The 12,701-nt window shown below is 66.5% G+C and carries 8 protein-coding genes and 1 riboswitch; all 8 genes read right to left on the reverse strand.

The features are described from left to right. Nucleotides 1-131: 131 nt before the first annotated feature. A riboswitch (glycine riboswitch) is annotated at nucleotides 132-234 on the reverse strand. Between the two features lie 92 nt (nucleotides 235-326). The 8 genes from HNP02_RS29165 to HNP02_RS29200 all read right to left on the reverse strand — a co-directional run bounded on the left by HNP02_RS29165 (nucleotide 327) and on the right by HNP02_RS29200 (nucleotide 12,625). Further along, a complete protein-coding gene (locus HNP02_RS29165; RefSeq protein ID WP_255507072.1) occupies nucleotides 327-1,136 on the reverse strand; it encodes an IclR family transcriptional regulator in 810 nt (269 codons plus the stop codon). 16 nt (nucleotides 1,137-1,152) lie between these two features. Beyond that, the gene (locus HNP02_RS29170) at nucleotides 1,153-2,943 is read right to left on the reverse strand and encodes a putative nucleotidyltransferase substrate binding domain-containing protein (RefSeq protein ID WP_184444219.1); all 1,791 of its coding nucleotides are present in this window, start codon (nucleotides 2,941-2,943) and stop codon (nucleotides 1,153-1,155) included. A gap of 64 nt (nucleotides 2,944-3,007) precedes the next feature. Further along, nucleotides 3,008-4,582 (reverse strand): GMC family oxidoreductase, encoded by a 1,575-nt coding sequence (locus HNP02_RS29175; protein ID WP_184444114.1) that lies wholly within the window; start codon nucleotides 4,580-4,582, stop codon nucleotides 3,008-3,010. A gap of 159 nt (nucleotides 4,583-4,741) precedes the next feature. Next, on the reverse strand, nucleotides 4,742-6,268 hold the full coding sequence (locus tag HNP02_RS29180; RefSeq protein WP_184444115.1) for an APC family permease: 1,527 nt from the start codon (nucleotides 6,266-6,268) through the stop codon (nucleotides 4,742-4,744). A 53-nt stretch (nucleotides 6,269-6,321) separates the two neighbouring features. Further along, nucleotides 6,322-7,824, reverse strand: coding sequence for an aldehyde dehydrogenase family protein (locus HNP02_RS29185; protein ID WP_184444116.1), 1,503 nt, complete (start codon nucleotides 7,822-7,824; stop codon nucleotides 6,322-6,324). Then, on the reverse strand, nucleotides 7,814-9,043 hold the full coding sequence (locus tag HNP02_RS29190) for an aromatic ring-hydroxylating dioxygenase subunit alpha (RefSeq protein ID WP_184444117.1): 1,230 nt from the start codon (nucleotides 9,041-9,043) through the stop codon (nucleotides 7,814-7,816). Before HNP02_RS29190 ends, HNP02_RS29185 begins: the two co-directional genes overlap by 11 nt. After that, a complete protein-coding gene (solA, locus tag HNP02_RS29195) occupies nucleotides 9,040-10,179 on the reverse strand; it encodes an N-methyl-L-tryptophan oxidase (RefSeq protein WP_184444118.1) in 1,140 nt (379 codons plus the stop codon). Before solA ends, HNP02_RS29190 begins: the two co-directional genes overlap by 4 nt. 7 nt (nucleotides 10,180-10,186) lie before the next feature. Beyond that, nucleotides 10,187-12,625: an FAD-dependent oxidoreductase gene (locus HNP02_RS29200; RefSeq protein ID WP_184444119.1), complete on the reverse strand. Its 2,439-nt coding sequence runs from the start codon at nucleotides 12,623-12,625 to the stop codon at nucleotides 10,187-10,189. Nucleotides 12,626-12,701: the final 76 nt, after the last annotated feature.

The raw sequence follows: 12,701 nt of genomic DNA on the forward strand, positions 1-12,701 counted from the left end.
CTGGCGCAGCGCTGGTTAGCGACGGCTCCTCCCACTCTGTTTTGTGGCCTGAGAGATTCGCGTGAGGGACGGACCCTTCACCCTTGCCCCGTCGGCGAGCACGCTTGTCGCGAGCTACTTTCCAGAGATGCCTGAACGTAGCGGTACTGGGCCTGAGAGATTCCCGGGAGGACATTGCTCCTTCGGCTCTCCATGCGCCGAGAAACGGCGTCGGAGATCTCCCGCTACGTGTAACGGCCGATCTTTAGTTGTGCACTACGCAACGCGTGCGTATAACGCAACCATTCTCGTTGACTGCCGTAGCAGTGTCAACAGTATCGGACAGGTCAGCCCGAATACCCGAGCCTGCGACTGATCTGATTCGCCGCGTCGATCGCCCGTCGCGCCATTGCCTCGAAGCCGTCGGGCTTCAGCCGATACGACGGCCCCGAAACGCTCAGCGCTGCAACGATTTCACCGGCACTGTCGCGGATGGGACCCGACACCGCGTTGAGGCCGATCTCCAGTTCTTCGTTGACCGCGGCCCAGCCGTTGGCCCTCGCGGTGGCGAGCTCGGCCTCAAGCGCGGCCAGCGTGACGATCGTGTTGGGCGTGAACGACTCAAGCCGCTCGCCGAGGCGCGAACGCAGGTCGGCCGACGTCAGCTCGGACAGCAGAACCTTTCCGCTCGAGGTGGTGTGGGCCGCGCAGCTCTGCCCCACCCAGGTGCGCAGCGCAACTCCCGCCGAGCCGATGGCTTCGACGATGTTGATGATCCGGTCACCGTCGAGGATCGCGATGTTCGTGGTCTCACCGGTCTGCGTCGCGAGCGCATCCAAGGTGGCCTGGCCCTGCCTGGTCAAATCCATGGGGGCGCTTGTCGATCCGGCCAACCGCACGATCGAGAAGCCCAGCCGGTACTTGCCTCGCTCGGAGAGCTGTTCGACATACCCGCGGGACTCGAGAACGGCGATCAACCGCGACACGGTGGACTTGTGCACACCGAGTTCGGTGGCGATCTCGGTGACCCCGGCAGCGCCGAGCTTGGCCAGGATCTCCATCACCATCAGCGCGCGGTCGACCGACTGCACGGCAGCGACGCCGCGTCCGTTCGGGCTCTCCCCCGTCGCTTCGCTCGCCCCAGTATCTTCTGTCATGACCATCCCAACTCTGTCATGTCAGCATCCCAGCGTTCGTCGCCGCCATGTTCCTTACCCTGCGCTGCACGGCGGTGATCTCACGCACGCCATCGTTGAGCAAGCTGCGGTTCAGCGGCGACAACTCCGACATCGTGACGATGTCTCCCGGGGTGCATCCCGCGGCGATCTGATCGATCTGATGGGCCATCCGCAGGCCCTGCAGCAGCGCGAAGACCTCTCCGAGGGTGTTGGCGTCCGCCGGGGAGAGAACGCCGTTGCCCGCGGCGGCCTCGAGCCTCGCCGGGGTGGACGCCGAGACGACGCCGACGGTCAGGCCGCCCCACCGCGCGAGGTTGACGATCGGCGTCAGCGCGTGGCCCTTCAGGTCGAACGTGCCCCCGCGCCGCGCGACCACATCGCGAAGCGAGCGGGTCCGCACCTTGCCAGAAAGCGCGTCGAGCAGCTGCAGCCGCAACGCATTTGGATGATCCGACGGCATGCAGCGATAGGCCGACGGCACCGTGTGCAGCGCCGGATCGCCCCACACCACGCGGCCGTCCAACAGCAGCGACGACATGATCAGGCCACGGTTCTTCAGCGGATCGTCGAGCCAGCCGGTCGCCGCGCGTGCCCACGCGGAGCTGGACCGCGCGAACAGCGGCTTCGAGGCCAACGCGCCGTTGGTGTCCGACGGCAGACCGCAGGCGTCGAGGGTCGCATGCACCCGCGCGGCGACCCGCATGAAGCGCCCCTTCTCGGGCTCCACGTCGTCGGCCCACGACAACGCGCTGTCGACGTCGGAGGACGGCATGGCCTCGCGACGGGCGACGCTGCCCAGCGTCAGCCAGGCGAACTGGGGGCGCCGGTTGAGCTCCGGATGGGACAGTTCGAGCTCCAGAGCCCGTCGCACCACGCTGTCGATCACGACCGAGAGAATGCCGCTGCACCCGGAGGCGTCGGTGCCGCTGCGATACAGGTCGACGGTCAGATCGGCGATGCCCGCGGCGGCCGCCTGGAGCTCGGCGGGGTTGGCCGCAAGGGCAATCGAGCGCCGCAGCAGGAAACTCTGCCGCGTCGAGGTGGCGACCAGGTCGGCGTCTTCGAGCACGCCGAGCACCTGGCCGTGCTGGGTGAGCACCGGCATGTGCCGCATCCCGCTCTCGAGCATGTCCATCAGCACGGTCGCCGCGACCCGGTCCGCGGTGACCGTGCGTGCAGGCACGCTCATCACCTGCCCGATGGGTGCGTCGACGCCGATCCCCGCCGCGACCACCCTGGTCCGCAAGTCACGATCGGTGAAGATGCCGAATTCGCCGTTGGGCATCGCTATCAGCACGTAGGAGCTGCGCTGCTCGGTCATGTGTCGCACGGCGTCACGGACCGTGGTGTCGGCCGTGGTGAACACGGGCTCGGCGTGCACCAGATCCCCGACCGGTCGCAGCGACGGCCGTTGGGCGGCAACCCGATTGCCGGCGATCGTCTTCCACGCCGATGACGCGAGGAACGACAGACCCGCGGGCTTGGCGAACTCGGCACGAACCAGGCTGCCAGGCAGCCGCACGACGGTGCTCGGCTCGGTGGCCCGTGCCACGAACTGCACGGTGCCACCGGTCAGCAAGGGGAAGAACCCGAAGATCCCGCCCGGCGGCACCGTGTCGAACGGTTCGTCACCGTCGGGGGCGGCGGTCAGCAACACCACCTGCCCGTCGCACAGTAGCCAGATCTCGTCCGGTTTCTGCGCCGAGTAATCGACGATCACCGCGCCCGCGTCGTACCGAATGACCGACGACGCCCTTGCCAGTTCGGCGAGGGCGTCGGGGGTCATCGACTGGAACGGAGCGTGCGCACCTAGGTAGGCCGCCAGCTCCTCGTCGGTCAGCACGGAGTCATCAGACTCCCCTGACGAGGTCTGCACACTTCTCCGCCATCGTCATCACCGTGATGTTCGGGTTGACGGCAGGAAGTTTGGGCATCGCCGATGCGTCGACGACCCGCAACCGGTCGACGCCCTTGACCCGGAGTTCGGGATCGAGCACTGCCATCGGATCGTCCACCGCGCCCATTCTAGCGGTGCCCGCAGGGTGATAGACGGTGTTGTGCGTGCGATGGATGTACTCGAGCAGGTCGGCGTCGCTGGTGCGGTCGGGGCCGGGCGCGAGCTCGCGGCCGATCCAGCTCCTCAGTGGTTCCTGCTCGGCGATCTTGCGCGCCAACCTGATTCCCGCCAACATCACCCGTTCGTCATGCCCCTCCGGATCAGTGAAGTATCGCGGATCCACCCGCGCGCGGTCCCGGAAGTCCCGTGACCGCAGCCGGACGGTGCCACGGGAGCGGCCCTGGGTGACGTTGGGGGTCAGACAGAAGCCGTTGTCGGTGGTCGGATAGCCCCACCGCAGCGTGTTCATGTCGAAAGGCACACTGCCGTAGTGCATCATCAGGTCCGGCTGTTCGAGACCGTCCTCCGTCGTGGTGAACAGGCCGATCTCCCACCACTGGCTCGACGTGGTGACCATCGGGCGTGAGGCCTCCCAGAACACCAGCCCCTCGACGTGGTCGTCGAGGTTCGAACCGACGCCCGGCGAGTCCACGCGCACCGGTATCCGGAAGTCCCGCAGGTGATCCGCCGGACCTATGCCGGACAGCATCAACAGCTTCGGCGTGTCGATGGCGCCCGCGGTGACGATCACTTCGCGACGCGCCGACACCGTGTCGTATCCGGTCAGGTCCGGCCGCTGATACCGGACCCCGGTCGCAGCCAGCGAGTCGTCGATCAGGATCTCGCTGACCCAGCAGTTGGTTCGCACCTCGAGGTTGTTGCGCTTCCCCAGAATCGGGTGGAGATAGGCGTGCGAGGTCGACATGCGGGTGCCGTCCTCGGCCGCGTTGATCTGGAACCACCCCGCACCGTTGCGCACGGTCTCGCCCCGGTTGAACGCGACGGTGGGCATGCCCACCTTGGCCGCGGCCTCAAGCACCGCCTGACCACACGGATCGTTCGGCGGGACGTCGCGCAGCCGGACCGGTCCGCTGTGGCCGTGCTCCTCGCCAGGGGCGTCGTTGTTCTCCAGCCGAGTGACGTAGGGCAGCACACCCTTTGCGCCCCACCCGGTGGCCCCCATCGCCTCCCATTCGTCGAGGCCCTCGGCAGGCGGCCAGAACGCGATGCAGGAGTTGTGCGACGAGCACCCGCCGAGGACCTTGGCGCGGGCGTGCCGCAGGAAGCTGTTCCCCTTCTCCTGCGGTTCCACCGGATAGTCCCAGTCGTAGCCGGAGTCGAGCAGATGCATCCACTCGGCCAACTCCAGGATGTTGCGGTCACCGACGTCTGACGGGCCTGCCTCCACCAGGCACACCGTCACCGACGGGTCCTCGCTGAGCCGGGCGGCAAGAACGCATCCGGCGGTGCCGCCGCCTGCGATCACGTAGTCGAATGTGTTGCCTTGTCCAGCAGGTGTTTCCGACATGACAAACTCCTTGAAAGTGTTTTGACGAGAAGCGAACTGGCGTCAGTACACGCTGTCGACCTGAACGGCGACGGGGGGCCCGTCAGGTCGCACTACCGGTCCGTCGGACCCATCGGACTTGGTGAACGCGGTCGGGCAGGAGCGCCGGCGCGATGCGTGTCATGACTCCACTGACGCCTGATGCGCGGCCAGCGTGCCGAGGTGATGACGGCCCTTCACGCCGTACCAGATCAGACCGAATCCGAGGATCACGCCGATGTAGATGAATGCGCCCCAGGCGTTGTACCAGCCCTCGCCGTAGACGGCTTCCCGCGGCCAGGCGAGGTTCACCGCCATGCCGACACCCCAGGCCACCGCGACGATGTTGACCAGCATCCCCCACCTGCCCATGGTGAAGTAGCCGCCCTCCTTGAGATCCTTTGGCGGCCACTCGCCTTGGAAGCGCTTCTTCAGCATCGGGCCGGTGACCATCAGGTAGGCCAGGTAGATCATGATGATCGCGATCGAGGTCAGCACCGTGAAGATCTTCGGCTGCCCCACGTTGATCACCAGGATCAGGACTGCTATTCCGCCGATGACGATCGCCGGGATGATCGGCGTCTGCGTCTTGGGATTCACCCTGGCGAGCTTCTCGCCGAACGGCAGCGCGTTGTCCCGTGCCATGGCGAACATCAGCCGAATCGCCGCGGTGTGCACCGCGAGCGAGCACACCGTGACCGCGATGACGATGCAGACGATGAACACCTTGCCCAGCGGGCCCCACATCACCTGCTCGACGATGTACTGCAGGCCGCCGCTGCTCTCGCCGATCGCGGGGTCTTGCAGGTTGGGTGCCGACAGCACGGCGAAGACCAAGATGGCGCCACCGATGACGAAGGACGCCAGAATGGCCCGCAGGATGGCCTTTGGTGCGGTGCGTCTCGGCTCGACGGTCTCCTCGCCGAGCGAGCTGGCGGTGTCGAAGCCGTACATCACGTAGCCCGATGCCAATGATGCGATCAGGAACGCACCGAGGTAACCGCCGCTCTCCCCCGCGCCATAACCGTTGGTGGAGAAGAACACCGAGGGGCCGCGAGTCGTGCTGGCGGCCAGGATGATCGCGATCAGGACGGCCGCGATGAGCTCGATGAACACGCCAGCACTGTTGATCATCGCCATCAGGCGCACGCCCAGCGCGTTGACCACCGTGGTGAACACGATGAGGACCGTCCCGAGGACGACGGCGTTGAGCGCGAAGCTCTGCGGGGTGCTCCCGTCGCCGACGATCTGGAAGCCGCTCCACAGGCGGGGCAGGTTGAGCTGAAGGGCCAGCACCACCGCGGACAGAGTGACGATCGACGCGGTGAGCATGAGCCAGCCCGACGACCACCCGACGATCCTGCTGCCGAGCTTCTTCGACCAGTTGTAGACCGCCCCGGCAACGGGATACTTCGCGGCGAGTTCCATGAAGCACAGCGCGACGGCCATCTGACCGACGAACACGAGGGGCCACGACCAGAGGTAGGCCGGGCCCGCGGTACCGAACCCGAAGTAGAACAGCTGAAAGGTTCCGGTCAGGATCGAGATGTAGCTGACGCCTGCCGCGAAGCTGGCGAATTTGCCGATGCTGCGGTCGAGCGATTCCTTGTAACCGAAGTCGTCCATGCCGCTGTCGGCACTCTGTTTCCCTGCTTCTTCAACCACCATGACGTCGTCCTATCTTCAAAGCTCAGTGCCGCGGCGGGCTGTCCGTCGGCAAATCAACCCTTGAATTCACCCTTGAACCAGCCAGCGGGTTTCGGTGCGGTGTTGTGCCAGATGTGCTTCAACTCTTGGTATTCCGCGAGCCCCGTGGGGCCGAGCTCCCGGCCGTTGCCAGACTTCCCGAATCCGCCCCACTCCGCCGCTGCGGTGTAGTAGCCGAAGTCGTTCAGCCACACCGTGCCGTGCCGCAACGCGCGCACCACACGTTCGCCCCGCGCCGAATCGGACGTACGAACGCCCGCCGCGAGACCGTACTCGGTGTCGTTGCCGAGGCTGATCGCCTCGGCCTCGTCTGTGAATCGCTCGACCGTGAGGATCGGGCCGAAGGTTTCCTCCCTGACGATCCGCATCGAGCGGTCGCAGCCGTCGAAGATCGTCGGTAGGTAGAAGCTGCCCTTTTCCAGTGCCGGATCCTTGGGCCGCGCGCCGCCGGTCAGCAGTTTCGCGCCTTCTGAAATGGCGTCTGCGACATGCGCTTCCACCTTGGCGCGGTGCTGCTCGGAGACCAGCGGCCCGGTCTCACTGGTGGGGTCCATGCCGTCGCCGACGCGGATCAGTTCTGCGCGGGTGACCAGATCGGCGACGAAGTCGTCGGCGATCGACTCCTCGACGATCAGCCGCGTGCCTGCCGAGCACACCTGGCCGGAGTGCAGGAACACCCCGGTGAGCACCTGGTCGACCGAGGCGTCCCAGGCATCTCCGGTGCCGATGTCGGCGAACACGATGTGCGGGTTCTTCCCTCCGAGTTCCACCGCGACCTTCGTCACGTGCTCGGCGGCGACCTTCGCGATGGTCCGCCCGGTGGCCAGCCCTCCGGTGAACGAGATGAAGTCCACTTCGGGGTTGTCGGTCAAGGCGGCACCGAGGACCGCGCCACTGCCCTGAACGAGGTTCACCACCCCGTCGGGTACGCCCGCCTCCTCGAGTAGGTGGACGAAGGCGATCGTGGAAAGCGGCGTCACCTCACTGGGTTTCGCGACCATAGTGCAGCCGGCGCCGAGGGCGGGTGCGATCTTCCACGACATCTGCAGCAGCGGGTAGTTCCACGGGGCGATCAACACACAGACGCCGATCGGCTCGCGCACCACCCGGCTGATCACCGCCGGATCGCCGACGTCGACCAGTCGATCGGAATCGATGCCCGCCAGCCGCGCGTAGTAGCGGAACACCGACGTCACGTCGTCGATGTCGATCCTGCTCTCCACCAGCGTCTTTCCGGTGTCTCGCGTTTCCAGCGACGCCAGAGCCTCTTTGTCTCGCTGCAGCAGGTCCGCGATCCGATCGAGTAACTCGGCGCGCTCGGCCGCCGAGGTTGCGCCCCAGGCGCCGCCATCGAATGCGACCCGTGCGGCGCTTACCGCGGCACAGGCATCGTCTGGGGTCGCCTCGTCGACGACGGCCGCGATGCTGCCGTCCGCGGGGTTGACGATGTCTCTGGTCCCGCCATCGGAGGCATGACGCCATCCGCCTCCGATGTAGAGGTCTGGGTCACCGTTCATTCGATGTCACCTCGGTTTCGCCGATACGGGACAGTACCCACTCGTGGAACTCCGCGATGTGGTGTTCGACAGGAACGAGTACTCCGCCCTTGCGATAGGCGCGCGATGACATCGCCGGCTGGGTCCGCTCGCAGGCATCGAAGTCCTGCAGGTTGACCCGATGGAACAACTCCACTGAATGCTCGACGTCGCGACCCTCGGCCACCACGTCCGGGGCGTAGAGCCAGTCGCATTCGACGATCGTGCGGTCCGCCGCCATCGGATACATCCGGTGGAAGATGATGTGGTCGGGCACCAGGTTGATGAACACCGTCGGCCGCACGGTCATGGCGTAGTACTTCTGGTCTTGCTCGGGGGTCAGCCCTGGCAGGGTGTCGAACCCCGCGGAGCCGTCGACGGTGAACCCTTCGATCTCCTTGCCGAAGGCCGCGCCGTGGCCGACGTAGTACTGCACCGCCATTCCCTTCGCGAACTCCGGAAGCACCTCGGTGAGCTCGGGGTGGATGGTCGCGCAGTGGTAGCACTCCATGAAGTTCTCGACGATCAGCTTCCAGTTCGCCGCCACGTCGTAGACGACGCGACGCCCGACCTTGAGCTCGTCGATCTGGTAGCGGTCGATGGCCGTCGGATCACCGAGACGTTCCGTCACCGCGCCGATGACGTCCTCCTCGAACGACGGCGGGGTGTCGGCCAGACACACCCATGCGTAGCCGAGCCATTCGCGCACCGCCACCGGTATCAGCCCGTACGCGACGCGGTCGATGCCCTGTCCGTCATCGTCCTTCAGAGTGGCGAGGTTCGGTGCGGCGACGAGCTTGCCGTCGAACCCGTAAGTCCAGGCGTGGTAGGGGCACTTCAGGGTCCGGCGCACCTCACCCTCCGGCTCGGTGCACAGCTGCGCGCCGCGGTGCCTGCAGACGTTGAGGAACGCACGCAACGCGCCGTCGCGGCCGCGGAGCACCAGCACGCTCTCGCGCCCCACCTGCACCTTCTTGAACGACCCGGGGTTGGGCAGGTCGGGACTGCGTACCGCGCAGAACCACATCTTCTCCAGAATGTGTTCCTGCTCAAGACCGAAAATGCGATCGCTGTAATAGTATTCGCCGCCCAGCGTGGGGATCAGCGAACCGGCGGAAGCTTCAGCGGCCCCCGTGGCCGCAGAGGCTTCCACGGCCTCGGGGTCGAAGCCGGTCGACGTAGGAAAGTCGGTCGCGGTCATGTAGTCACCAGCCTCTGCGGGTCGAATAGGGCGATCGGATGTGCGGTGGTACCGGTGGTCGCGAGATCGGCGACGATCTCGCCGACCACGGGGACGAACTTGAAGCCATGCCCCGAAAATCCGCATGCGACAGTGACGTTGGCATAGTCGGGGTGGCGCGTGATGACGAAGTGCTCGTCGCTGGTGTTCGAGTACATGCACGTGGCCGAGTGCACGCAGTCACCCGTCAGCGCGGGCAGCAGCTCGGTCACCCGGTCACGCATGGCGGATATCTCCTCGGGGTGCACCACCCGGTCGATGGTTTCCGGCGTGCACTCCTGCCCCTTCCTGAAGAAGGCGACTTTGACGCCGCCGTCGGGGCCGTCAATTGCAGGGAATCCGTAAATCTGCATGCCGTTGGCGTTTTCGTTGATGAAGATGGGCTGATCTTCGAAGGGCGCGGTCCCGCCAACGGGGTCCAGCCAGTACAGCACCTGGCGCTCCACGGTGATCGGGATGCCCAACTCGGCAAGCAGCTGGGGCGCCCACGCACCGGGGCAGATCACCAGCTGGCCCGCCGTGTACGTGCCTGCGGCGGTCGTGACCGTTACGCCCGTCGCCGTCTCCGACCACTCCTGAACCTCTTCACCGAAGCGCAGCGTCGCACCAACACGCGCGGCGAGGTCGAGATGCGCGGCGACCGTCATCTCCGGACGTGCGAACCCTGCCTTGGCCTCGTACAGCCCGACGTCGCCGGGTTCTGGTGTGAAATTTGGGAATCGGCTGCGGATCTGGCCGGCGTCGAGCACCTCGTGCGGCAGTGACCACTCCCGGCTGGCCCGCAGGCTTCCCGCGACGGTCAGGCAGTCCGGCGGGCCGAGGAACAGGCCGCCGGTGAGGCGGTAGACCTCCTGCCCGGAGTCCTGCGCAAGGCCTTCCCAAAGCTCGTAGGCGCGCAACAACAGTGGCACGTACGCGGGATCCTCGAAGTAGGACTGCCGGATGATCCGCGACCCGCCGTGGCTGGATCCCTTGTCGTGCGCAGGCGTGAACTTCTCCAGCCCGAGCACCCGTTGACCCCGCCGGGCCAGATGGTAGGCCGCGGCACTGCCCATGCCGCCGAGGCCGATGATGATGACGTCGTAGCTCTCCGCCATCCCGCCGCTACCTCCGGATCCGTGACATCTCGGGGTCCACGACCGGTTCGGCGTGCACCTTGGCGGTGAATGTCGTTGTCATGTAGTCGACCTCGACCTCGGCGCCGGGGCCAAGATCGGCGGGCAGCCAGGCGTAGGCGATGCTGCGGCCGATGGTGGCCGAGTACCCCGCACTGGTGACGTAACCGACCGTCGTCCCGCCGACCGACACCGGCTCCTTACCAAGCACGACGGCCTCGGGAGCGTCGAACACGATGCTGCGCAACATGGTTGTCGGCGGCGGCGCCTCTTCCAGCGCGCGTTTGCCGACGAAGTCCTCCTTCGCCATCCGTACCGCGAAGTCGATTCCAGCCGCGGTCGGGGTGTGCTTGGCGGTCATGTCGCTGCCCCAGGCGCGGTAGCCCTTCTCCATCCGGAGGCTGTTGAAGGCGATCTGTCCCGCGGCGATCGCCTGGTGGGGTCGTCCCGCCTCCCACAGCAGATCCCACAGCGCGGCACCGCATTCGGCCGTGGTGTAGATCTCCCAGCCGAGTTCACCGACGTAGGACACCCGCATCATCGTGACCGGGACGGAACCGATCTGGGTCTGCAACGCGCGGAAGTACTTGAACGACTCGTTGGACAGGTCGTCCGGGCACAGTGGCTGCACCAGGTCCCGTGCCTTCGGCCCCCAGACGCCGACGCAGCACGTCCCACCGGTGACGTCGCGCACCGTGACGCTGCCATCGTCGGGCAGTTGCCTGCTGAACCAGTCGAAGTCCAGCGGCCCGTTGGCGCCCACCTGGAAGAGGTCGGGTGCCAACCGGGCGACCGTGAGATCGCTTCGGACGCCGCCATTCTCGTCGAGCAGCAGCGTGTAGGTGACCGACCCGACGCTCTTGGCGACGTTGTTGGACGTCAGACGTTGGAGGAAGTCGACTACATCAGGCCCGGCGACCTCGTAGCGCGTCAGCGGCGTCATGTCGTAGAACGCGACGTGCTCACGGGTCCACCGCGCCTCGGCGATCGAGATCGGCGAGTAGAACCGGGCCGACCAGTCATCGCGCTCCGGCACGTCGAGACCCTGCGCCCGCAGCGTTTCCAGCAGCGGGGCGTTGGCCTCGTACCAGGCGGGGCGTTCCCAGCAGCGGACCTCGAAGAAGAACGCGCCGAGGTCGCGCTCGCGCTGATTGAACGGGCTGACCCGCAGATTGCGCGGCTCATCGCGGTACTGGTGCGGGTGCAGGATGTCGTACACCTCGACGAACGCCTGTGCACTGGTGCGGCTGATGAAAGCAGGGCTGAGCGCGGCCTTTTCGAATCGGTACAGATCGCATTCGTGCACATCGGTGCCTGGGGCGCCGTCGACGATCCACTCGGCCATGGCCTTCGCGACACCGGCGGAGTGGGTGACCCATACCGCCTCGGCGACCCAGAACCCACTCAGCTCGCGGTGCTCGCCCATGATCGAGAACCCGTCGGGGGTGAAGGAGAAGATGCCGTTGAACCCCTCCTCGACCTTGGCGTCCCCGAGCACCGGCAGCAGAGCGGTGCTCGCGGCCCACGCGGGAGCGAAGTCGTCGTCGGTGAACGGCAGCATGGACGGCATCGCCTCGTCGGCGGTGTCCTGCAGCAGCGTGTCCATCTCGATCGGCATCGGGCGGTGCCCGTAGTAGCCGATTCCGATCCGGTCGCCGTGCTCGCGGTAATAGAGGTCCTCATCCTGGTGACGCAGGATGGGCAACCGCGCGCCGTCCCCGGTGTCGTCGGGCACCAGCCCTGGCACTTGGCCGGTCTTCGCGTACTGATGCGCCATCGGCACCAGCGGCACCGTCAGCCCAACGCTGGCGCCCAACTGGGCGCCCCAGAACCCGACCGCGGACACCACCACGTCGGCGTCGAACACGTCACCTGCGACGGTGCGCACCCCGGTGACGCGACCATTCTGGTTCACCACTTCGGCGACTTCTTGACCACCGAGGAAGCGGGCCCCGCGGGCCGTCGCGCGGGCGGCCTGTGCCTCGACCGCACGCACGGCCATTGCCAAACCGTCTGCGCGAGTGTGGAATCCGCCGAGCACCCGGTCCCGGTCCAGCAGCGGGTAGATGTTCAGGCATTCGTCGGTGTCGAGCAGCTTTCCTTCGATGCCCCATGACCGCGCCCACCCCGACTTGCGATGCAGATCGGTCCAACGCTCGGGGGTCGTCGCGACCTCGAGTCCCCCGACCGCGTTGAAGGCGCCAAGCGACGAGAACTTCTCGACGGTGTAGGCGGCGAACTCGGTCATGGTCTTCGACGCATTGGTCTGGAACACCAGGCCCGGTGCGTGCGACGTGGAGCCGCCCGTCGAGAAGAGGGGCCCGCGGTCGAGGACCGTCACATCGGTCCATCCGCGCTCGGTGATCTCGTCGGCCAGCGACGCTCCCACGACGCCGGCCCCGATGATGACGACCTTCGGCTGACGCACGCGACCTCCCTTTGGTGCGCATGGCGCAACGTGTACCGTAATAAGCAACTCAATGCTCTACCGCACGGGGACGACT

This window comes from Mycobacterium sp. AZCC_0083 (genome assembly GCF_014202335.1).
Classification (GTDB): Bacteria; Actinomycetota; Actinomycetes; order Mycobacteriales; family Mycobacteriaceae; genus Mycobacterium.